At 62.8% G+C, this 21986-nt stretch carries 18 protein-coding genes and 1 pseudogene; 8 read left to right on the top strand and 11 right to left on the bottom strand.

Features of this window, described 5'->3' with window-relative positions:
• Window positions 1-159: 159 nt before the first annotated feature.
• Window positions 160-501 carry a 50S ribosomal protein L19 gene (gene rplS, locus QWU44_RS01340; protein WP_370913912.1) on the bottom strand — a complete coding sequence of 114 codons (342 nt, stop codon included), beginning with the start codon at window positions 499-501 and terminating at the stop codon, window positions 160-162.
• A 265-nt stretch (window positions 502-766) separates the two neighbouring features.
• On the opposite strand from rplS, the gene QWU44_RS01335 reads away from it, so the two are divergent.
• The gene (locus tag QWU44_RS01335) at window positions 767-1300 is read left to right on the top strand and encodes a rhodanese-like domain-containing protein (protein WP_370913911.1); all 534 of its coding nucleotides are present in this window, start codon (window positions 767-769) and stop codon (window positions 1298-1300) included.
• Window positions 1301-1313: 13 nt separating this feature from the next.
• Here QWU44_RS01335 and QWU44_RS01330 read toward each other — a convergent pair whose 3' ends face one another.
• A complete protein-coding gene (locus QWU44_RS01330) occupies window positions 1314-3635 on the bottom strand; it encodes a Tex family protein (RefSeq protein WP_370913910.1) in 2322 nt (773 codons plus the stop codon).
• A gap of 99 nt (window positions 3636-3734) precedes the next feature.
• On the opposite strand from QWU44_RS01330, the gene QWU44_RS01325 reads away from it, so the two are divergent.
• On the top strand, window positions 3735-4091 hold the full coding sequence (locus QWU44_RS01325) for a GntR family transcriptional regulator (RefSeq protein ID WP_370913909.1): 357 nt from the start codon (window positions 3735-3737) through the stop codon (window positions 4089-4091).
• Window positions 4092-4111: 20 nt separating this feature from the next.
• Window positions 4112-5071 carry a hypothetical protein gene (locus QWU44_RS01320; RefSeq protein WP_370913908.1) on the top strand — a complete coding sequence of 320 codons (960 nt, stop codon included), beginning with the start codon at window positions 4112-4114 and terminating at the stop codon, window positions 5069-5071.
• On the opposite strand, the gene trmD is transcribed toward QWU44_RS01320, so the two are convergent.
• Both trmD and rimM read right to left on the bottom strand, forming a co-directional pair.
• Window positions 5068-6306, bottom strand: a complete 1239-nt coding sequence (gene trmD / locus QWU44_RS01315; protein WP_370914283.1) for a tRNA (guanosine(37)-N1)-methyltransferase TrmD — start codon at window positions 6304-6306, stop codon at window positions 5068-5070. The genes QWU44_RS01320 and trmD overlap by 4 nt on opposite strands.
• Window positions 6307-6311: 5 nt before the next feature.
• Window positions 6312-6824: a ribosome maturation factor RimM gene (gene rimM, locus QWU44_RS01310; RefSeq protein WP_370913907.1), complete on the bottom strand. Its 513-nt coding sequence runs from the start codon at window positions 6822-6824 to the stop codon at window positions 6312-6314.
• A gap of 109 nt (window positions 6825-6933) precedes the next feature.
• Between rimM and QWU44_RS01305 the strand changes: the two genes are divergently transcribed.
• Together QWU44_RS01305 and QWU44_RS01300 are read left to right on the top strand one after the other, a co-directional pair.
• The gene (locus QWU44_RS01305) at window positions 6934-7749 is read left to right on the top strand and encodes a class I SAM-dependent methyltransferase (protein ID WP_370913906.1); all 816 of its coding nucleotides are present in this window, start codon (window positions 6934-6936) and stop codon (window positions 7747-7749) included.
• 7 nt (window positions 7750-7756) lie between these two features.
• Window positions 7757-8158 carry a cupin domain-containing protein gene (locus QWU44_RS01300; protein ID WP_370913905.1) on the top strand — a complete coding sequence of 134 codons (402 nt, stop codon included), beginning with the start codon at window positions 7757-7759 and terminating at the stop codon, window positions 8156-8158.
• A 1-nt stretch (window position 8159) separates the two neighbouring features.
• Here the strand turns inward: QWU44_RS01300 and QWU44_RS01295 are convergent, their stop codons facing one another.
• Window positions 8160-9779 carry an ABC-F family ATP-binding cassette domain-containing protein gene (locus tag QWU44_RS01295; RefSeq protein WP_370913904.1) on the bottom strand — a complete coding sequence of 540 codons (1620 nt, stop codon included), beginning with the start codon at window positions 9777-9779 and terminating at the stop codon, window positions 8160-8162.
• A 216-nt stretch (window positions 9780-9995) separates the two neighbouring features.
• Between QWU44_RS01295 and QWU44_RS01290 the strand changes: the two genes are divergently transcribed.
• Entirely contained in the window at window positions 9996-11927 is a 1932-nt protein-coding gene (locus tag QWU44_RS01290; protein WP_370913903.1) for a hypothetical protein, read from the top strand.
• Window positions 11928-12092: 165 nt separating this feature from the next.
• Here QWU44_RS01290 and QWU44_RS01285 read toward each other — a convergent pair.
• A pseudogene (locus QWU44_RS01285) lies at window positions 12093-12419 on the bottom strand (30S ribosomal protein S16); the annotation flags it as partial.
• A 559-nt stretch (window positions 12420-12978) separates the two neighbouring features.
• Here QWU44_RS01285 and QWU44_RS01280 point away from each other — a divergent pair.
• Complete coding sequence (locus tag QWU44_RS01280) at window positions 12979-14619, top strand: ABC transporter family substrate-binding protein (protein ID WP_370914282.1); 1641 nt, start codon at window positions 12979-12981, stop codon at window positions 14617-14619.
• Window positions 14620-15053: 434 nt separating this feature from the next.
• On the opposite strand, the gene rpsP is transcribed toward QWU44_RS01280, so the two are convergent.
• Window positions 15054-15527 (bottom strand): 30S ribosomal protein S16, encoded by a 474-nt coding sequence (gene rpsP, locus QWU44_RS01275; protein ID WP_370913902.1) that lies wholly within the window; start codon window positions 15525-15527, stop codon window positions 15054-15056.
• 329 nt (window positions 15528-15856) lie between these two features.
• Between rpsP and QWU44_RS01270 the strand changes: the two genes are divergently transcribed.
• On the top strand, window positions 15857-16078 hold the full coding sequence (locus QWU44_RS01270; RefSeq protein ID WP_370913901.1) for a hypothetical protein: 222 nt from the start codon (window positions 15857-15859) through the stop codon (window positions 16076-16078).
• Window positions 16079-16097: 19 nt separating this feature from the next.
• Here QWU44_RS01270 and ffh read toward each other — a convergent pair whose 3' ends face one another.
• From ffh to QWU44_RS01250, 4 genes are all read right to left on the bottom strand, one after another.
• On the bottom strand, window positions 16098-17762 hold the full coding sequence (gene ffh, locus QWU44_RS01265; protein ID WP_370913900.1) for a signal recognition particle protein: 1665 nt from the start codon (window positions 17760-17762) through the stop codon (window positions 16098-16100).
• Window positions 17763-17865: 103 nt separating this feature from the next.
• Complete coding sequence (locus tag QWU44_RS01260; RefSeq protein ID WP_370913899.1) at window positions 17866-19989, bottom strand: [protein-PII] uridylyltransferase; 2124 nt, start codon at window positions 19987-19989, stop codon at window positions 17866-17868.
• 18 nt (window positions 19990-20007) lie between these two features.
• Window positions 20008-20346, bottom strand: a complete 339-nt coding sequence (locus QWU44_RS01255) for a P-II family nitrogen regulator (protein WP_370913898.1) — start codon at window positions 20344-20346, stop codon at window positions 20008-20010.
• Between the two features lie 100 nt (window positions 20347-20446).
• Entirely contained in the window at window positions 20447-21763 is a 1317-nt protein-coding gene (locus QWU44_RS01250) for an ammonium transporter (RefSeq protein WP_370914281.1), read from the bottom strand.
• Window positions 21764-21986 lie beyond the last annotated feature (223 nt).

Raw genomic sequence — 21986 nt, 5'->3', positions numbered from 1 at the left:
ACCAGCAGTCGTATCCCTGTCACCGCCGCAGCGAACCATGCACGGGATCAACCCCGGCACAAGAAAACCACCCTGCTCCCCGGCCTGTGGCGAGGGAGCAGGGTGGTCACCGGAGTGCCTGTTCCGTCAACGGGTGCGAAAACACCCGCTGGGGTGGGATCAGCGCTTCTCCTTGATCTTGGCTGCCTTGCCGCGCAGGTTGCGCAGGTAGTACAGCTTGGCACGACGCACGTCACCGCGGGTCAGTACCTCGATGTGGTCGATGTTCGGGGAGTGGACCGGGAAGGTACGCTCCACACCGATACCGAAGGAGACCTTGCGGACGGTGAAGGTCTCGCGGATGCCACCGTTCTGGCGGCGGATGACGACGCCCTTGAAGACCTGGATACGGGACTTTTCGCCCTCGATGACCTTGACGTGCACGTTGACCGTGTCGCCGGCGCGGAATGCCGGGACGTCGTCGCGCAACTGTGCTGCATCGACCTTGTCGAGAATGTTCATGTGTTGATTCCTTAGATTCTGGTGCATGGACAGAGGACCCTGGCGGCGTCTCCCGGTGTCGGGCGCTCGGCCGGTTCGTGCCCGGTACATGTGCGTCGCCCCCGGACTTGGCCCGATATGACAACTGCTCAAGTATGCCACCGGGAAAACCAGGACACAAGCCATCTCCCGTTCTGGAGGACTTGCATCGTGCACTCTCCTCCGTGGACCGATTCCCGGAGCGGCGCTACCCTTCAGACAGAGGGATCGTGCATTATCTGTATCCATGAAGAAGATCACGTGTTTCCTGTCCCTCAGTATGATCCTCCTGGCATCCTGCGCCGGAGATACCGACGATTCCGGGGCAACCATCTCGGGGAGTGAAACTACTGTCACCGCAACCACAGGTACGGAAACCTCCACAACCCCCATCACCGAGGCCGAAGGGGGTGACGATTCCACCAGTTCGGTCCCGAAGACGCCCTCGGAGGTCCCCGAGTTCGACGGGTCCCATGTCTCTCCTGCCGAGTTCGCTGCGGCGATCAACAATGGTGCGATGGTTCTTGATGTGGGTACCGCAGATGAATACCGGGAGAGCCACATCCCGGGCGCCGTTCTCCTCGATGTCACCGCAGATGACTTCGACGCACTCGCCGGACATCTGAACAAAAGCCGGAACTACGCCGTCTACTGCCGCAGCGACGATAGTCGCTCCGAGGAGGCTATCGAGCGTCTACGGGAAGCTGGAATTGATTCCGCCGTTGGACTCGACGGCGGAATCTCGGCATGGGAAGGAGACGTGACTGGGGAGAAGAGCTAGAACTCTACCCACCTCACTTCCCGAAGCCGGCCTTTTTCAGCGCGTCCGCGAGTGACCCACCGGGGGCGGGCCTGCCGTTGGCATTGCTGCGGGTGCCGTCTCCCCCGCCGCGTCCCTTCCGGCCGCCACGGTTGCCACCACTTCGGTTGCCGCTACCCGCACCGCCACGCTGTGGTTTCGGGGCGGGTGCACCTGGTTCGTCGTCGAGCCGCAGGGAGAGCCCGATGCGTTTGCGGTCGACATCGGCCTCTATCACCTTGACCTTGACGACCTGTCCGGAGCGGACGACGGTGTGCGGGTCCTCGACGAACTTTGTGGACATGGCGGAGACGTGGACGAGTCCATCCTGGTGGACGCCGACGTCGACGAATGCGCCGAAGGCCGCGACGTTGGTGACGGTGCCCTCGAGGATCATGCCCGGGGTCAGGTCGGAGATCTTCTCCACGCCCTCCTTGAATGTCGCCGTGGTGAACTCGGGCCGGGGGTCGCGGCCCGGTTTGTCGAGTTCGGCGATGATGTCGGTGACGGTGGGCAGGCCGAACTTCTCGTCGGTGAAGTCGGCCGGGTTCAGGGTGCCGAGGACCCGGGAGTTACCGATGAGGTCGGCGACGCCGAGTCCGGTCGCTTTCGCGATGCGACGGACGACGGGGTAGGCCTCGGGGTGGACGGCGGAGGCGTCGAGGGGGTCCTCGCCACCGGTGATGCGGAGGAAGCCGGCGCACTGCTGGAAGGCCTTGGGGCCAAGCCTGGGCACGTCCTTGAGGGCGCGGCGGGAGGGGAAGCGGCCGTGCTCGTCGCGCCAGCCGACGATGTTGTCGGCCAGCGTGGAGCTGATTCCGGCGACGCGGGTGAGCAGCGGCGCGGAGGCGGTGTTGAGGTCCACGCCGACGGCGTTGACGGCGTCCTCGACGACTCCGTCGAGGGTGCGGGCGAGCTGCGTCTGGTTGACGTCGTGCTGGTACTGGCCGACACCGATGGATTTGGGGTCGATCTTGACGAGCTCGGCGAGCGGGTCCTGGAGCCTGCGGGCGATCGACACCGCGCCACGCAGGGAGACGTCCATGTCGGGGAACTCGGCGGCGGCGAGGCTGCTCGCGGAGTAGACGGAGGCGCCTGATTCGCTGACGACGACGGTGGTGGGTTTGCGCCCACCGGCCCTGGACAGGAGGTCCGCGACCTGGTGGGAGAGTTTCTCGGTCTCCCGGCTGGCGGTGCCGTTGCCGACGGCGATGAGTTCGACGCCGTGGGTGGCGCACAGGTCGGCAAGTTCGCGCACGGCGCTGTCCCACCGGTTCTGTGGCTGGTGCGGGTGGATAATGGTGGTGGCCAGGACCTTTCCGGTGGGGTCCACGACAGCGGTCTTCACACCGTTGCGGTAGCCTGGGTCGAGGCCGAGGGTGGCGCGTTGGCCGGCGGGCGCGGCGAGCAGGACGTCGCGGAGGTTGATGGCGAAGACGTCGAGGGCCCCAGCTTCGGCGTGCTCCTTGAGGCGCATGCGGACGTCGAGTCCGGAGGAGACGTAGAGCTTGGTGCGCCAGCCCCAGCGGACGGCATCGGCGAGCCAGGTGGAGGCGGTGACGTCGAGATCGAAGCGGTCGGCGATGAGTCCCTGGTAGAACTCGTCGTCGCCGGCGTCGAGGTCGAGGTGCAGCACGCCCTCCTTCTCCCCGCGCAGCAGGGCGAGGATCCGGTGGCTGGGCAGCCGGGTGAAGGGTTCGGAGAACTCGAAGTAGTCCTTGAACTTCGCTCCCTCCTGTTCCTTGCCCTCGACGACGGTGGCGGACATGCGTCCGCGGCGGTACATCTCCTCGCGGACCTCGCCGACGAGGTCGGCGTCGGTGGCGAACCTGTCGATGAGGATGGCGCGCGCCCCGTCGAGCACTTTCTTCGTGTCCTCGAAGCCCTCACAGATGTAGCCGGCGGCGGCTGTCTCGACGTCGGTGCCCTGTTCGGTGGTGAGCGTGTCGACGAGGGGTCCGAGGCCGGCTTCCCGCGCGGTGTCGGCCTTGGTCTTGCGGCGCTTCTTGAACGGCAGGTAGAGGTCCTCGAGGCGGGCCTTGGATTCGCAGGCGGTGATGAGCGCCCGGAGGTCGTCGGTGAGTTTCCCCTGCTCCTCGATGGCGGCGAGGATGGCGGCCTTGCGGTCCTCAAGCTCGCGCAGGTAGCCGAGCCGCTCCTCCAGTTGCCGGAGCTGGGTGTCGTCCAGGCCGCCGGTGGCCTCCTTCCGGTAGCGGGCGATGAAGGGGACGGTGTTGCCTTCGTCGAGGAGGACGACGGTGGCCCGGACGTGGGCCTCCGGGACTCCGAGTTCACGGGCGATGGTGGAGATGATCATTCGCCTCAGTCTAGTGGCCGGCGCCGGGCCCCTTGACACCCCGTCACATAATGCTAGTTTAATTAGCACTATCAATTCTTTACCATTCGGGAGGTCCCCGTGCTGATCACCCTCGACACCTCGTCACCGGTGCCCGTCTACACCCAGCTCGTCGCGGCACTGACCCGGTCGATCACCGACGGGGAGACACCCGCGGGTGCAAGGCTGCCGTCGGCCGGGGAGCTCGCCGAGGCACTCGATCTCAACCGGAACACGGTGCTGCGCGCCTACCGCCAGCTCCGCGACCAGGGACTGGTGGAGCTGCGCCGGGGAAAGGGCGCCACGGTGCTCCGGCCACCCGAACGGACCACCGCCGTGGAGAACACCCTGGACACTCTCGCCCGCCTCGCCCGGGAATCGGGGATCTCCCTCGACCAGCTCACCGCGTCCCTCGCCGCACGCGGCGTCACCGGATGACCCTGAAACGGAGCCCATCCATGAAGCCAACGACACGCTTCCGTACCCTGGCCCTCGGAATACCGCTGCTCATCGCCGTCGCCCTCACCGGGGTCGCCGCCGTCATGGTGCGGGGACACCGGGGCGAACTCGCTACGCACTTCGCCCTCGATGGAACCCCCGACGGCTTCGACTCCCCCACCGCGTTCCTCCTAGTCGTCGGCGGCATGGCCATCGGAACCACAGCGCTGATGGGCGCCCTGGCCGGAACCCGCCAGCGGTTCCTCGCGGGCTGCGCGGGCTTCGCCGCGACCTTCCTGGGCGCACTGGAGATCTGGACCGTCCACGTCAATCTCGTGGCCCCCTCACCTCAGGATGTCCGACTGCGCACGGTCTCGGTCCTGCTTTTCCTGGCACTGTCTGTGGCGGTCGGGGCGCTGCTGGCCCGGGCGGCGACGCCCGTGCCGAAGGAATCCGACGGGGAGCGGGTTGCCGCGGTGGTGCCGGTCTCCGCGTCCCGGCGCGCCGTGTGGTTCGGGCACGCGACAGCCCGCCCGTGGCTGATCGCGGTGACGGTGGGCATCGGCGCCGTGTTCACCGCCATCGGCCTGCTGTTCCCGGACGACACCGGTGGCGCGGACCGGGTGATGATCGGCTCAGGCCTCGTTCTCGCCGTCGTCGGACTGATGTTCACCCGGGTCCGGGTGCGCGTCGACAACCGTGGCCTAACCTGGTCCCTGTGGCCGGGACTCATCCGTTCCACGATCCCCCACGAGAAGATCACCGGGGTCCGCGCGATCGACCTCGACCCTCGTGAATGGGGCGGCTGGGGCTGGCGCCTGAGCGCACGCGGTACCGCCCTCGTCCTGCGCGGTGGGCCGGCGATCGTGCTCTCCCGCCGGAACGCTACCGATTTCGCCGTCACCGTCGATGACGCCGACACCGGGGCGGGGCTCGTCCAGGGATACCTCGACGCTCTCCGGGATGAGGGGAAGAGCTAGGGCCTCCAGGCGCAGGCGGCACCCGAGCCGGGCTCGGTGTGTCCCTCCTTGGAAGTCCCGTACCAGTAGCTACCTTCCGGTAGTTGGGCGATGACGGCCTTCGTGACGGCCCGGAGATCGAGGGCCGAGACCCCGTTGACGATCACGCGGTGCAGCACCTCGGAGGTCGGTGCATGCCCCTCGGCCTGCATGAACTGGGCGACTAGCATGTTCTCCGGCTCGCAGGACAGCGAGATCTCCTCGGCGTGCACGGTGGCTTCGAGATACCCGGCGCGCTCCAGTCCGCGACCCAGCTTCTTCGAAATCTTCCGCCATTCACCGGGAGTGATCAGCAGGTTCAGGTCAGTGGACACGGCGCGTGGGGTGGCGTCCGCGAGGATCTTCTCGTCGTTGGTGCTCAAAGCGTTCTCCAGTCGTAGTTTTTCGATGAGTTCGGGACGTCGCGCAGCGGTACGGAGCAGTGACTGTTCCCTCCGCCAGGCGTCGATGTGGGCGTGGTTGCCGCTGATCAGCACCTCCGGGACCTCGAAGCCGCGCCACTCGCGGGGTTTCGTGTAGCTCGGGCCCTCGAGCAGCCCGTCGGAGAAGCTGTCGTCCACGTGGCTCGCTGCGTTGCCGAGGACCCCGGGGATCAGCCGGACGATGGCCTCCGCGATGACGAGGACCGCGACCTCACCGCCGATGAGCACGTAGTCACCGATGGAGACCTCGCGCACCCGGTAGCGGTGGGCGGCATCGTCGACCACGCGCTGGTCTATGCCCTCGTACCTGCCGCAGGCGAAGACGATGTGGTCCTCGTGGGACCAGGCGCGAGCCATCTCCTGCGTGAAGGGCACACCGGCCGGGGTTGGGACGATGAGCAGCGGGGCGCTCCCGTCCTCCTCAGCGCGGATGTCGCGCCGGGTGTCGTATCCGGCAAAGCCCGCACCCGCCAGATCGTCGTGCCGGGGGCGATCGACGTGGGGCTGTGCCGAGTCGAGTCTGTCGGCGACCGCGGCAGGGCCGGTTCCGGCCGAAATGTCGTCGAGTGCCGGACCCCACACAGTGGGTTTCATCACCATTCCGGGGCCACCGCCGTAGGGCGGGCCGTCGACCGAGCGGTGCACGTCCGTGGCCCAGTCACGCAGATCGTGGACACCGACGGAGAGAATGCCACGCTCGATGGCCTTCCCAAGCAGGGCGTGCCGCAGTGGATCAAGGTACGCGGGGAAAATCGTCGCGACGTCGATGCGCAGCCCGCTCACAGGTCCAGCAGTCCTTCCGGCGGGGTGATCGTGGCGGTACCCGCCCCGAGGTCGATATCGGGGACGATGGCGTGGACGAAGGGGATGAGCACATCCTTCCCGGTGTCCAGGCGGACCTCGAGTGTCTCCCCGGCCGGCCCGTGCAGAACGCCGGTGACCTCTCCAATCTCAGTACCGTCCTGCACGATGCGCAGGCCCTCGAGCTCGTGATCGTAGAAGCCCTCCTCCCCGGGCTCCGATTCTCGAGGTTCCCCGAAGAACCGGGTACCGCGCAGGGAATCGGCGGCGTTCCGGTCGGCGATCTCCGCAAACTTGATCAGCAACCGGTTCTGGTGCCCGCGCACCGAGTCGATGGTCAGGTTGTGCTCGCGCCCACCCTGACGCCCGGTGAGCACCTCACCAACAACGAAGCGGGCCTCGGGTTCATCGGTGGTCACCTCCACCGAGACCTCACCCCTGATTCCGTGGGACTTCACCACACGGCCGACCAACAACTCCACATTCTCCATGGGACCGATCCTAATCGACAACGTATCGACGTCCGTGTCCACAAGAAATCCAATGTTCTTTGATTAGGCTTGGTTGTGTACGCCCCCTTTCGATCATCAGGAGAACGCCATGTCCCAGAAGCCGCAGAATTCGCATCCTCTCCCAGCCAGCGACCGGGAACCCGGCAAAGCCCCCGGGCACTGGTTACTCGCCCGGGTTGGGAAGAAGGTTCTGCGCCCCGGTGGACGGGAAACCACGGAATGGGTGATCAACCACCTGCCCGTCGAGGGCCACGCGGTCGTGGAGTTTGCCCCGGGCCTCGGGGTAACGGCCGCTGAGCTGCTGGCCAGGAAGCCGTCGAGTTATATCGGTGTCGACGCGGACGCTGAGGCCTGCGCTATCACCGGGGCCAAGCTCCCGCAGAATAACCCCAACTTCCGGATGCAGCTCGGTTCCGCGAAGGAGACAAACCTCGACGACGAGTCGGCCGATGTCGTCATCGGCGAAGCGATGCTGACGATGCAGACCGACAAGCACAAGCTGGAGATCATGCGGGAGGCGCACCGGATCCTCCGCCCCGGTGGACGCTACGGTATCCACGAGCTCGGGCTGCACCCGGACAACCTGGATCCGGTGATCAAGAACCGCATCCAGAAGGACCTCGCCCGCGCCATCAAGGTCAACGCCCGGCCCCTGACGACGGCGGAGTGGACCGAGCTGGCGGAGGAGGCCGGCTTCCGCGTCGTGGACGTCTACCACGCGCCGATGGCACTGCTCGAACCGAAGCGTATGGTCGCTGATGAGGGCCTGCCACGGACCCTGAAGATCATCTTCAACGTGCTCCGGCAGCCCGAGATCCGTAAGCGGGTGATGACGATGCGCCGCACGTTCACCACCTACGCCGACAACCTGAACGCCATCGGTATGGTGCTCGAGAGGAAGTGACAGGAACATGGAGATCCCGGTCAACCAGCCGGACACCTTCGGTAAGCCCGAGCGCGAGTCAACCGGAACGATGACCGTGCTGGACCTCATCGGGGAGGCCGCGGACGCCAATCCGGACCGCAGAGTCCCGGCCGTGAAGCGGATTCTCGAGGGCAACGGGGCGAACATCATCACCTTCAGCTTCGCCCCGGGTCAGCGACTCAATGACCATAAGGCCGCACATCCCATTACCGTGCAATGTCTCCGTGGAACCCTGGACTTCATCTGCGAGGACACCACGGTCCGCATGACTCCGGGGACAGTCCTCCATCTTGACCCCTATGTGATGCACCGAGTGCAGTGTCCGGACGATACCGCGGAGGAACAGTCGATCCTTCTCCTTCACATGCTCACCGGAGAAACCCCCTAACCTAGCCATCCTCCGTAACCTGACCGGCGGCGACGGTGAGTACTCGCGTCGCCCGGAAACCATCGCGCATCCGTCGATCATGTGTCACCAGTAGCACAGTACCGCTGAACCGATCCGTGGCTTCCTCCAATTGTTCGATGGCAGGCAGATCCAAATGATTGGTGGGTTCGTCAAGAACCAATACATTTGTTCCTCGTACCTGCAAAAGCGCTAACGCGGCACGCGTGCGCTCCCCCGGCGACAGTGCGGCACATGGTCGGGTCACGTGATCGTCGCGGAGACCGAACTTCGCCACCACGGTACGCAACTCGGAGGGAGAAAGATCGGGCAGTTCGGAGCTGAGCGCGTCGAGAAGCGTCCGCTCCCCGCTCACCACCGCGCGTGCTTGATCGACTTCCCCCACACGCACGCCAGCCCCCAGATTGTCCGGGTCCAGCATGAGACGTAGCAGCATCGATTTTCCTGCACCATTTGCCCCGTTGATCAGCACCCGGTCCCCGTAGTTGATCTGTAGCGTCACCGGACCGAGCTGAAAGTCACCGGCACATACCACCGCGTCACGCACACTGGATACCACTGTGCCGGAACGGGGTGCCGCCGCAATATCCATCTGCAATATCCATTCCTTACGCGGCTCAGCCACCTCCTCCACGCGTTTCATAGCGCGCTGCGACTGCGCGATCTTTGCCGCTTGTTTTTCACTGCGTTGCCCAGCCCGGTGCCGAATGTGTTTGTCATTATCCGGGACGCGTCGAATAGCGTTCTTTGTCCCCCGATCCAACCACGTCTTTTGGGTCTGCACGCGCTCCTTTAACCCGGCGATCTTCGCGGCGTATTCCTCATAGTCGGCTCGTGCCTGTGCCCGCGCACGAGCGCGCTCAACCAAATAAGATTCCCATCCGCCTTCATACACAGTGATCTGTTGCTGTGCAGAATCAAGTTCCACCACCCCGGTGACCGTGCACGCCAGAAACTCACGATCATGGCTCACGATCATCATGGGCCGATGATCGGACAGAACAAACGCTTCAAGGATCTCCAGTCCTTCAAGGTCAAGATCATTAGTTGGTTCATCCAAAAGCAATACGTCATGACTCGACAGCAAAATGACAGCAAGATTGACACGAGCGGCCTGTCCACCGGACAACGCACTCATCGGCAGTGCCTCATCCACCGTCAGCCCCAGTCGCGCGGCAACGTGAGCATAGCGCTCTTCAAAGTCCGCGCCGCCGAGCGCCAACCAGGTATTCAGCGCATCGCTATAAGCGTCATCCACGGTGTCGTCCCCCGCCGCCATCGCGGCCGCATACCGTTCCATATCGTGTTGTGCGGCGGCCACCCCAGTACGACGCGCGATGAACTCACTGACGCTTTCCACACGGCGTTGAATCTCCTGATGGAGGAACCCCACTGTCATATCGTGCGGTGAGCGCCGTATCGTACCGCGTATTTCCGCGGCACCGGGCACCCCCGCTAACGCCGAGAGAACAGTGGATTTTCCCGCGCCATTCGGTCCAGTCAAACCCCAACGATGCCCCGAATCTATCACCAGATTTAGGCCATCAAATAAGGTGCGCGCCCCATAGTGGGCACTCAACGAGGTGACCGTGATCGTACTCATGCCGCGATAGTACCCGCGGTATTTTTAATGCCCAATAATGCAGAAATAGCACACCTGCTTTGTGGTGTCCGACACATTCCATAACTTTGTCGGAACAAAATCTTTCCCCCGCCAGCCACGTGAACATAGGATAGCCTCACCTTAAGCGTGTCGTGTATCTATTATTTCCTTACGCGCTCATGGTTCCCCATTCAATAAACACATATGGAGACTTCCATGGCTTTGCCTTCTCGTTCCACCCGCGCCGGTCGGCACGCTCTCGCAGCGCTTGCATCTACGGCCCTTATCTTCGCGATCGTCCCTGCGGTAGCACCCACCGCCTACGCCCAAACCACGCACAACGACGCAGCAAGCGACACCGCCACGGCACCGACCGCAGCGGTCACGAGTTCGTACACCTACGTGACGAGCTTCGGCCGCATTGATGCCGGTTACTTCGTCACGGTCACCGGACTTACCCCCGGAGTGCCCCTCACCGCAACCGTTGACGGCAAGCCCGTTAGTTTTTGGTTTGAAGGGGACGAACTGAAGCCGACCAGGACCATCGACTCCGCGGAGAGCGCTTCTGTGGAAATCACCGGCAAGGCCGGCGAGATCTTCGGTGGTATCGAGCACACCATCGCAATCACCGACGGCACGCACACGGCTACGACCACCGCAATGCTCGACCCGCTATTTAATCTGGGCAGCCCTGATGCCCCTACCTTGGCAAACACCGCTATCGGCACCACGAACTTGCAAGTCAAGGTGCAGAACCTCGCCGCGGGCAGCAAGATCACCGCAGTCGGTGTCGATGGTGCCAACTGGCTTACCCCCAACGCCACGTACGTCACCGATTCGGCGGGCAATCTCACCATCCCCGACGTACACATCCCCAACGATCCATCGCTGATCAATAAGACCGTCAAGGTGTCTTATCTCGCCCCCGGCGAAACCACGCCCCGTGAGTACGACACTGACGAGGAGATCCAACCGCCGTCGCCGGTGCTCAACCCCGGCGCCAACGAGATCGTGTCCACCGTATTGGGTCGTGGTCTCTATCAGAGCGCCTACGCACCGACGATGAACAAGCTGTTTGTCACCCGCGCATCCCGCGATAGCGACAATGCGGGCACCATCTACGTCATTAACCCCGACACGCTTGCGTTGGAAAAGAGCTTCGATACTATCGACCGCAACGGAAAGAAGAACACCACCGAATCACAGCCGCACGGCATTGCTATCGATGAGGTGCACAACAATATCTGGGTGAGCAACAGCCACGGCGACTCCGTGAGTATCTACGACGCCACCACGGGTGCACTCAAGCACATCAGCGCTCCGGGTGAGGTCAATCACCCGCGTAGCTTCGCCATCGACACCGCCGCCAACCGCGTGTACGTGTCCGAGCCGCTCCAGCACGACCAGGAGAGCATCTCCGTTTTCGATGCAACGACCTTCGCCAAGCTCGATTCCCTGCCGACACCGGGTTACGCCGGCACGATGCAGTTCGTCTTGGATCCAGCGACGCATAGCCTCTACACCAACAACTGGAAGGGGACGAGCGCCGCACGGATCAACACGGAAACCGGAAAGATGGACCTCTTTACGCTGCCGGGTGATGGTGAATCACGACGCGGCTATTCAGCTCTTGACCTGAAGCGCAACCGTCTCTACGTTGCCAGCCAGTTCCCGTCCGCTGTGTACGCGATCGATCTGAACACCGGGGCCGTTGTCAATAGCGTCGAGGTCGGCGGGCAAACCCTTGGTGTCGCATATGACCCGTCCATCGACACGATCGGTGTGGTCAGTCGAACATCGGGTACATTCACCACCATCAACCCCGACACCTTCGCCATCGAATCCAACCAGGCCGTAGGCCCTTTGGCTAACGATGTCTCCACCGATGGTGCAGGGCACTTCTTTGTCACCACTGCCCCCAGCCGTGCCCAACTCCAGGGCGGCGACACGCTGCTGCGTATCAGCCCGAAGAAGACTCAGGATAACGGCAGCACCCCCGGCTCGACATCGAGCAGCGCCGGACTCCTTGGTATCTTTGCCGCTATCGCAGCTCTCTTGGGCGGCCTGGCGTGGATCTTCCATTACCCCGCACAGCAGTTGCTGGGTGCTATCCACCTTCCGCAGCTCCCCCAGCTCCCCCGTTTCTAATCTCGGGTGAGTTATAGCAGCGCCACGCTGGGCCCCTGACGGGTCGTCCAACGCGGCGCTGCTTGAACCTTAAAGCAAAAGACGTAAGCAACAATAAACCCCAGGACGCTCATGCGTACCTGGGGTTTATTGTGTGCACCGGATAACCGGAATCACTGATACTGACTACTCAGCAGCGGCTTCCTCGGAAGCGGCAGCCTCTTCAGCAGCGTCCTCAGCCTTGACCTCGTCCGCGGCGTCCTTCTTTGCTGCCTCTTCCTTCTCGGCGCGGGACTTGCGCGTCTTCTCCGTGATGGCCTCGGCGGAGGGGCCCTCGTTGGCCTCGGCGAGCGCGGCGTTGAACAGGCCCAGCTTGCTGGGCTTCGGCTCGGCGACGCGCAGGATGCCCCTGGGCCCCTGCAGGCCCTTGAACTTCTGCCAGTCGCCGGTCACGTTGGTTCCGCGCACCTGCAGCAGTGCGCGAGGGCGGCGCGGGTCCGCTCCCCCGGTGAGAGGGAGTCGCAGACGCGGTGGACGTGGTCCCCGGTGAAACCGAACTCACGAGCAGGGGCCGTAGCTCCACGGTGGCGAGATCGGGTTTCTCCGCACCGAACACGTCGACGAGCGGTTCGGAACCATGGAATACCTCGCGTGCCTGGTCGATGCGCCCGAGACGGACACCGGACCCCAGAACCGAAGGATCGGTCAGCATTCCGAGAAGCGTGGATTTACCGGAACCGTTGACACCGATGACCCAAATCCCCATCACCCCTTCAAATTACCCCCAAAGGTAGCATCTGAGAGATTTTTTAGTGCTGAACTCCGACGTTTTTACCGAGGTAAAAGGGGCCCACTCAATCAATATCGTGATGGGAATTACGGCGTCGGGTGACTGACATCACCCGAAATCCAAACGTGTGATGAAAAACGGGTTAAGCTACGGGAAATTTCGGCGTCTGGGATCAGCCGGTCCCTGTATGCCACCCCGCTCACTCAGAGAAGGACCTCGCATACCGTGAAACCCAACAAGTTCGTCCTCCAACTGACGGCCGCCCTCGCCGCCGGCGCCCTCATGCTCGCCGGTTGCTCGGGAGACAGTGGTTCGTCGAGTTCCTCCAAGTCCGGTTCCGCGTCGAGTACTGACGCCGTCAAGGTCGCTGCCTCAGACTACGCACCAACGGAACGCGACGACATCAAGGACGGTGGTGAACTGGTCACCTCCATCTACGAGATCCCCGAGCAGCAGAACCGATTCCACGCTGACGCCTCCGCACCCGTCGTGACGCTCTGGAACTGGTACAACCCCCAGATCGCCCTGTTCGACGGCGAGGGCAACTACACCGCGAACCCGAGCTACATTTCCGAGGTCACGGACGAACTCGTCGACGGCAACACCATCGTCACGTTCACCATCGTCGATGACGCGAAGTGGAACGACGGCTCCGACATCGACTGGTCCGCCTTTGAGACGACCTGGAAGATCAATAACGGCGAGTCCGACGACTACACCCCGAGTGCAACCGACGGCTACGAGCGCATCACTTCCGTGAAAGCGGGCGACACCCCGAAACAGGCCGTCATCACCTTCGACGGTGTGTACCCATGGTGGGAGGGTCTGTTCAACCAGATCGCCCACCCCGCACTCGCTGACCCGGCGAACTACAACTCCTACCTGAAGGAAGTTCACCCGGAGTGGGGTGCAGGTCCCTACACCGTCGAGAACATCGACTTCAACAAGGGTGAGGCGGTCTTCGTGCGCAATGACAAGTGGTGGGGGCCGAAGGGGAAACTTGATCGCCGCATCTACCGCCAGATGGAAAACCAGGCCTCGATCAACGCCTTCAAGAACGGTGAAATCGATGTAGTCGGCGCCAGCAGCCGCGAGAGCTATGCAACCGTCGAGAACATGGACGGCATCGATCTTCGCATGGCGACCCGCACCGCCAATGCACTCATCACCCTCAACTCCGAAGCCGGCGCACTTGGTGACATCAAGGTCCGTGAAGCCATCGCACGCGGCCTCGACCGCGAGCTGCTGGGGCAGATCCGCTTCAACGGAACCCCGTACTCGGAGACCCCTCCCGGCTCTCTGACCATCTACCCGTTCCAGGAGAATTACCAGGACAACTTCTCCGAGGCGGCAACCTTTGATCCCGAAGCCGCCAAGGCACTTCTGGAAGAGGCGGGATGGACCGAAGGATCCTCCGGAATCCGGGAGAAGGACGGCGAGAGCCTGCACCTGACGTACACCCTCATCGGCGACAATGAGGCATCGAAGGCACAGGCCACAGCCACGCAGAAGATGATGAAGGACATCGGCATCGATCTCGAGATCAAGCAGCGGCCGTCCTCGGAGTTCTCCGATGTCTACACCAACCGGGATTTCGAGATCTTCCCGATGGGATTCAACTCCTCAGATCCCTACGGAGTCGCCTACTTCGGCCAGACCTATCTGTCGAACTCTCAACTGAATCTGTCCGGTACCGGTACTCCCGAGCTGGATGAGAAGATCAAGGAACTGCAGGAACTACCGACCGCCAAGGAACAGATCAAGCGCGCGAATGAACTCGAAGTCGATGCGTTCAAACGTTATGGCCTGATTCCGACCAGCAACGGTGCGGACATCTACGCTGTCAAGGATGGTCTGGTCAACACTGGTGCTCTCGGCTTCGCGGTCCTCCCCGTCGAGAACATCGGCTGGAAAAAGGACTGACAGCCATCCCTCATGACCCGGATGGTTCACGGACCAGTGCGTAACCGGGCCTGAGTAGACACACCGAGGCATCCTCTCGTGGACGGGAACCAACAACCTGTCCCGAGAGGATGTCTCTTGTTGTCCTGACAGCCGGATGATCCGTTCGACGGCACGACGCCGAAGACAGCCGGACGCGTCTCTCGCGCAAACATCGAACCGCCGATGCCCTGAGAGAAGCAGAGTGTGCTCACCTCACCGATGGGAAAATCGCGGATGCCGTTCCCCCTCATATCGGAAGACCATCCCGATCCCGGTATCCAGTTCAATCAGAAATGCTGGGGATTACTCAACGGAGCTGAATACGAAAAAGCCCGTGGCGCACCGTATAGGGTGTACCACGGGCTTTGTGTCTACCCGCCCCGGAGAGAGTGAAGCGGACAACCACGGCAGATTTATTCTGCGGCCTTCTCTTCAGCCTCGTCCTCGGCCTTGACCTCGTCAGCGGCAGCCTTCTTGGCGGCCTCTTCCTTCTCAGCGCGGGACTTGCGCTTCTTCTCGGTAATGGCCTCAGCGCTCGGGCCTTCGTTCGCCTCGGCCAGAGCCTTGTTGAACAGGTCAAGCTTGCTGGGCTTCTCCTCAGCGACACGCAAGGTACCCTCGGCACCCGGCAGGCCCTTGAACTTCTGCCAGTCTCCGGTCACCTTGAGCAGGGCGAGAACCGGATCGGTCGGCTGTGCACCGACGGACAGCCAGTGCTGTGCGCGCTCGGAATCGATCTTGATGACGGACGGATCGGCCTTCGGCTCATAGATACCGATGTTCTCGATAACCTTGCCGGAGCGGCGGGTGCGGGCGTCGGCGACGACGATACGGTAGTGCGGGGTACGGATCTTACCGAGACGCTGAAGCTTGATCTTGACGGCCATGTGGGGCTCCTTCTTGTTGAACGGTCACTGGGCAGTACGGACACCCGCCGGATCGGCGAGCCGGTTCAGCCCTTGGATTTAACCTGCGCGTGACCACCGTTCGACCGGGGTCGGGGACGGTGTAACGCAGGAAAGTCAGTTGTCGGTTGCCATGCTCATTCCCAAATCTGCCCATTATGCACGGGTAGGGGGAGCAAACTGCGAACACCAAGATATGATGCTGCGACAACCTTTGACATGATACCAGTTACTGGAAGCTAGTGCCAACGCCGCTGCCCGTGTGCGTGCCTTTCCCGAAGTGGCACAGCACTCTGGCAGAGTTGAGCCACATGAACACAAGTGAACGTGTGGCTCGGGATCTGCTGCGGGTTCAGCGAGCCAGCATAGAAGAAGCCGAAGCCAGAGAACGTCTCCGGAACGCCGTCACCAGAGCATCTGCTTCGGGCGCAACCTGGGCGCAGATCGCCACCCACCTGGGGGTCACTGAGCGGGCAGCGAGACGCCGTTTCGGTTCTCCGCCCACACCGGAAGGTCAGACCACCTTGTTCTGACCTTCATGGGGTTGACGCCCTATTTCTTCCCACCCTGGCCGAAATCCAGGTTGTCCAGGTCGATGTTCTCCATCCCCTTGGGCATCTTCGGCATACCAGGGAGTTTACCCAGCCCGCCGAGCCCGGGTAGCTTCCCACCGCCGCCCATCTGCTCCTGGAGTGCCTGCAGCTCCTCCATACTCGGCATGCCTGCGCCACCCATCCCGGGCATTCCCGGCATGCCACCGGGCATACCGCCCGGCATCTGCGGCTGCGAGGGTCCCTTCTTCGGGGGCTTGCGCTTGCCGTTCTTCTTCCTCCGGCCCTTGGGCTTCTTCTTCGTCGCCTTCCGACTCATCCCAGGCATACCGAACTGGCCAGCCATCTGCCCCATCATCTTCTTGGCCTCGAAAAATCGCTCGACCAACTGATTCACATCAGAAACGGTGACACCGGAACCAGCGGCGATACGCTTGCGTCGTGAGGCATTGAGAATCTTGGGATCGGCCCGCTCCGCCGGAGTCATACCCCGGATAATGGCCTGAATACGGTCGAGCTGCTTCTCATCGACCATGTCGGCCATCTCGTTCATCTGCTTGCCGCCGGGCAGCATCTTCAGCAGATTGCCGATTGGCCCCATGCGACGGATCATCAGCATTTGGTCGAGGAAGTCCTCCAGGGTAAGTTCCCCGGACCCGAGCTTCGCGGCCGTGGCCTCCGCCTTGGAGTGGTCGAGCATGGACTCGGCCTGCTCGATGAGGGTGAGCATGTCACCCATACCGAGGATTCGGCTCGCCATGCGCTCGGGGTGGAAGACATCGAAGTCCTCCAGCTTCTCACCCGTGGAGGCGAACATGATGGGCTTGCCGGTGACCTCACGGATGGAGAGCGCCGCACCGCCACGCGCATCACCGTCGAGCTTCGTGAGCACGACACCGGTGAAGTCCACCCCGTCACGGAACGCCTCCGCGGTCTGGACGGCATCCTGACCGATCATTGAGTCAATGACGAAGAGAACCTCATCCGGATCTACGGCGTCCCGGATGTTCCGTGCCTGGGTCATCAACGTGTCATCGATACCCAGACGTCCGGCGGTGTCCACGATCACGACGTCGTGCTGCTTCGCCCGTGCTTCCTCGATACCGCGGCGGGCAACATCGACGGGATCACCGTGGGAGGTGCCCATCTCATGATCGGAGGAATCCACGGCGGTCCCGGGATCCGGTGCGAAGCACGGCACCCCGGCCCGCTCGGCGACGATCTGAAGCTGTTGGACGGCACCCGGCCGCTGCAGGTCACAGGCGACGAGCATCGGGGTATGTCCCTGCTTGCCCAAATGATGGGCTAACTTACCAGCGAGCGTGGTCTTACCCGCGCCCTGAAGGCCCGCCAGCATGATAACGGTCGGCGGAGTCTTCGCCAGTCGGATACGACGGGTCTCCCCGCCGAGGATACCGACGAGTTCCTCGTTGACGATCTTGATGACCTGTTGCGCAGGATTAAGTGCCTCGGAAACCTCCGCACCCGCTGCACGCTCCTTGATGCGCTTGACGAAACCACGTACGACGGGCAGGGAGACGTCAGCCTCAAGCAGAGCCAGCCGGATCTCGCGCGCGGTAGCGGCGATGTCGGCTTCGCTCAGTTTGCCCTTGCCCCGCAAGCCCTTCAGGGCTCCGGTCAACCGGTCAGACAGAGACTCAAACACGTTCCACTCCCCTATTGGGCGGCTCGACAACACTGGTAATTCCACCATGGTATCCCACCGAGGCACAGCACCCTATCTGCAGGTGGCCGACACTCCCGCCACGCTAAGCAGCGTTGAGTACCCGATTGACATCCCGTTCGATACGCGCACGATCCGCAGTTCCGCCCCGCAACCGGAACCGGGCGACCATCGTGGCTCCGGGCGTAGCTGCCTCCATCCAGTCGATCTCGGGCAAAACGCTCATCACCGCTCCGATGACCCCAGGACGGTCGACAGTACGGACTTCCAGCGTACGGCCAGTCCAGGCCGTCGCTGTGGCCGCTGGACGGACCTCCGGAAGCGTAGAGAACACGCCTGACGCGTAGGCCTGGATAAACGCCCCCTCATCAATGTCCGCCGGGCGCTTCACAGCACGCGGTCGAACGTCGAACTCCGCCCGACAACTTCCGTCAGCGGGATCACTCACCATCCGTGATCCCTGAATGTTCCACCCCTTTGCCGCGATGAGGGCGAGGATACGGACGATTTCACGCTGATAGCCGCCCCGCCAGTGCACCCGGAGTTCTCCGTTCTCCCGGGGCATCAGTCCGAGGGGCGTGGGAGCTGTGACGAACGGGCGGGTGGCTACAACAGCGGTAAGCGCCCGCCTGGCTCCCTCAGCGAGACAGTTCACAGCTTGTGCCACGCGGGGCGTCCATACCCCTGGACCCGTCGAGAGGGCATCCGCACGGGTGAGCTGCTGCAGCAGGTCGAGGGTCAGGAGGTCGTAGCCGACGGCGTCGAGAAGCGCGCGGACCGTCTCCGGATCCGTCGGATCCCTGCGCAACGCGAACGCCATCAGCGTTGTGTGCTGTGCAACAAGGTTCTGGGCACAGCAGCGATCCCGAAATCCGAGCCCCATGCGCGCCGTCATCCGGGCGATGATCTCCGCCCCCACCTGAGAATGTGGTCGCCGCGTTCCTTTACCGATGTCATGGAGCAGTGCGGCGAGGAGCAGCAGGTCCGGGCGGGCCACCGTCACCGTGGTTTCCGCGCAGCTACGGACGGTGGCAATCAGATGGCGGTCAATGGTGTGCACGTGACTGCGTTCGCGGGGCATGAGTCCACGGATCCGGGACCATTCGGGCACCAGGGGTGTCCAGAGGCCATGCCTGTCCATCCCATCAATGATCGTCTCGGTGTGCTCCGGGGATGCCAGTAGCGCCACGAAATCGTCAGCCGCATGAGCCGGCCACGGGTCGGGAAGTGCGGGAACACGGGTCAATCGCTGCCAGACCGCGTCGGGTACCTGAAGCCCCGTCCGTGCGGCTGCTGCTGCAACTCTCAGCACGAGGCACGGGTCATCCATGTCAGGATCACGGGACAGTGTGATGTATCCGCCCCCGTCAACGACGTCGACGTCGAGAGGACGCCGGGGGGTACGCCGGATACCGCCCGGCGTCGGGAGGATCGAACGTGCGGTAGCCAACGCCGAGGTCAGGGCGTCATCGGTCGCCCGAGCTGCGCGGGCAATCGCACGGGCGAGCTCGTAGCGGTCCGGATAGCCGAGTCGTAGGGCTATGTCGTGGGCGAACTCAGGGTCGAGAACATCCCGGGGACGGCGAGCCTCGTCATGCAGCAGGGTCCGGATGTCAAGCAGCAGGCCACGCTGTTCCGCAAGTGGTGGCGCGTCGCACAGATTCCCCAGAGCAAGTGCATTGATCAGTTCCCCGTCCCGAAGTCCACCTCGGCCATGTTTGAGATCGGGGTGGGTCATCGCGACGACGGACCCTGATCTGCGCCACCTCTCGATAGCTGTGTCGGTGATGTGGTTGAAACGTTTGGGTAGTGTGCGCCGCCACTGGTTCAGAACCCGGTGGCGGGCGTCGGCGAGGAGATCCTCATCCCCGGCGAGATGACACAAATCCAGTAACCCGAGCGCCGCGGTGGTGTCCTCGGCAACGATACTCACGCAGTCATCCGGAGTCCGTACCGAATGATCGAGCCGGATGTGGGCATCCCACACCGGATACCAAATCTCCGCAGCTTCAGGTGGCGGAGAGCCGGTGTGCAGGAGCATCAGGTCGATATCCGACTGTGGCGTAAGCTCTCCACGGGCCAAAGATCCGGTGGCCGCCAGGGCACAACCGGCTGGAACATCGATGTTTCCGATGATTCCCAGCGCCCGGGTGAACGCCTTTTCCCGGAGCTCCGGCGCGCTGGGTTGCACCGGACGTTCCACAGGCATGTCCTGCACCACTGCTTCCTAGATCGCGTCAGTTCCGCGTTCACCCGTACGGACGCGGATGATCTCATCGACCGGAGTGACCCAGACCTTTCCGTCACCGATTTTACCGGTCCGGGCAGCTTCAACGATGGCCGTGACGGCATCCTCGGTGCGGTCCTCGGTGGTGACGATCTCAATTCGGATCTTCGGTACGAAGTCAACGGCGTATTCCGCTCCACGGTAGACCTCAGTATGCCCCTTCTGCTGGCCGAAGCCCTGCGTCTCGGTCACGGTCATTCCGTGGACGCCGATCTGTTCGAGAGCGTTCTTGATGTCATTGAGTGTGAAGGGTTTGACAATGGCGGTGACGAGTTTCATCTGATTCTCCTGGGGAAATCGCTGTGGGAAGCGTTGCTGGAGGTCCGGGCGCTGGTTCTCCCGGACACTCTACCGCCCGTGGCAGGCGGGTCGGACAGACTCAGCGGACGTGTCCACCGGCCTGCTCATACGCGGATTCGCCATGGAGGGCGAAGTCGATGCCGTTATGCTCATCCTCCGGGTCGATACGCCAACCGATGGTGGCCTTGATAGCGACGGCGATGACTACCGTGACGAGCCCGGAGAGCACCATCGCAGCGAGCGCAACGAGGATCTGGATGATGAACAACTGGAATCCTGCCCATCCGCCTCCGGTAAACCAGCCGACATCGGTAGCGAGGAGACCGACACCAACCGTCCCCCAGAGACCTGCAACGAGGTGGACACCGACGACATCAAGTGAGTCATCGAACTTGAAGCGGTACTTGAGCCCGACCCCGAGTGCGGCCAGTCCGCCGCCCACGACCCCCAGGATCAGTGAAGTCACCGGGGTGAGAGCACCAGCAGCCGGAGTGATGGCAACCAACCCGGCAACGACACCCGAAGCGGCTCCGAGGGAGGTCGCCCGACCATCCCGAATGCGCTCCACAATCAACCAGCCACCGATACCGGCCGCTGCAGCGGCCGTGGTGTTGAGCCAGGCCAGACCCGCTGTACCGTCTGCGGCAAAAGCGGATCCCGCGTTAAATCCGAACCAGCCGAACCACAGAAGGCCTGCACCCATCATCACCATGGGTAGGTTGTGAGGACGCTGCACACTCTTCAGGAAGGTGCGCCGGTGTCCGACGATGATCGCAAGTACCAGCGCTGCGGTACCTGCCGAAATGTGGACGACGGTGCCCCCCGCGAAGTCGATGGGGGCAATTCGGGCGATCTTCTCACCGTCGTCAATAACGGTTCCGAAGAGTCGGGCGGACAGGCTGCCGTCATGGTGACTGAGCAGGCCGCCACCCCACACCATGTGAGCGAGTGGGAAGTAGGCGAAGGTTGCCCACAACGCGGTGAAGATCAGCCACGGGGTGAACTTCACGCGATCAGCCAATGCACCGGAGATGAGGGCACAGGAGATTACGGCGAAGGTGAGCTGGAATCCGATATCAAGCACGTTCGCATATCCATTGGCGCCCTCAATGTAGCTTCCATCAGGGGTGACGATCGAATCCTTCAGACCGAAGTACTGGAACGGATTCGCGACGAAACCACCAAGCGACTGGGTTCCGTAGGACATCGACCACCCGATGAGGACGTACATGACGGTGACTACCGCGAGCGAACCGAAGGACATCATCATCATGTTGAGCACGGACTTCTGGCTTGACATGCCACCGTAAAACAGTGACAGGGCCGGGGTCATGAGCAAGACGAGAGACGCGGAGATAAGGATCCACGAGGCATTTCCTGATGCTGCCATTGTCATGTCTGGGGTCACGGGGGCCTCCTGGTCAGACGCGGGTCGGCATGGCGGTACCGACCCCTGCGTGTAGTCGATTGTGACGGCGGACATCCGCGGCACAACCCTAACTATAGCTCGACAGGTTTAGCTTTCTATAACTGGACAGGTTTTACCCCCGTCCGACCGGTCGGCCCCCGTGCGACACAGGAAACATGACATCGACAGGCCCAACCCCTCCCACAAAGGT

The organism is Corynebacterium sp. CCM 9203, from assembly GCF_041357675.1.
GTDB lineage: Bacteria > Actinomycetota > Actinomycetes > Mycobacteriales > Mycobacteriaceae > Corynebacterium.
Note: the sequence above shows the minus strand (reverse complement) of the source record. Positions and strands in the feature narration are given on the sequence as shown.

Coding starts and splice junctions, on each gene's coding strand:
- rplS (WP_370913912.1), bottom strand. CDS start 501: ATGAACATTCTCGACAAGGTCGATGCAGCACAGTTGCGCGACGACGTC.
- QWU44_RS01335 (WP_370913911.1), top strand. CDS start 767: ATGAAGAAGATCACGTGTTTCCTGTCCCTCAGTATGATCCTCCTGGCA.
- QWU44_RS01330 (WP_370913910.1), bottom strand. CDS start 3,635: ATGATCATCTCCACCATCGCCCGTGAACTCGGAGTCCCGGAGGCCCAC.
- QWU44_RS01320 (WP_370913908.1), top strand. CDS start 4,112: ATGAAGCCAACGACACGCTTCCGTACCCTGGCCCTCGGAATACCGCTG.
- rimM (WP_370913907.1), bottom strand. CDS start 6,824: ATGGAGAATGTGGAGTTGTTGGTCGGCCGTGTGGTGAAGTCCCACGGA.
- QWU44_RS01305 (WP_370913906.1), top strand. CDS start 6,934: ATGTCCCAGAAGCCGCAGAATTCGCATCCTCTCCCAGCCAGCGACCGG.
- QWU44_RS01300 (WP_370913905.1), top strand. CDS start 7,757: ATGGAGATCCCGGTCAACCAGCCGGACACCTTCGGTAAGCCCGAGCGC.
- QWU44_RS01295 (WP_370913904.1), bottom strand. CDS start 9,779: ATGAGTACGATCACGGTCACCTCGTTGAGTGCCCACTATGGGGCGCGC.
- QWU44_RS01290 (WP_370913903.1), top strand. CDS start 9,996: ATGGCTTTGCCTTCTCGTTCCACCCGCGCCGGTCGGCACGCTCTCGCA.
- QWU44_RS01280 (WP_370914282.1), top strand. CDS start 12,979: ATGCTCGCCGGTTGCTCGGGAGACAGTGGTTCGTCGAGTTCCTCCAAG.
- rpsP (WP_370913902.1), bottom strand. CDS start 15,527: ATGGCCGTCAAGATCAAGCTTCAGCGTCTCGGTAAGATCCGTACCCCG.
- QWU44_RS01270 (WP_370913901.1), top strand. CDS start 15,857: ATGAACACAAGTGAACGTGTGGCTCGGGATCTGCTGCGGGTTCAGCGA.
- QWU44_RS01260 (WP_370913899.1), bottom strand. CDS start 19,989: ATGCCTGTGGAACGTCCGGTGCAACCCAGCGCGCCGGAGCTCCGGGAA.
- QWU44_RS01255 (WP_370913898.1), bottom strand. CDS start 20,346: ATGAAACTCGTCACCGCCATTGTCAAACCCTTCACACTCAATGACATC.
- QWU44_RS01250 (WP_370914281.1), bottom strand. CDS start 21,763: ATGACAATGGCAGCATCAGGAAATGCCTCGTGGATCCTTATCTCCGCG.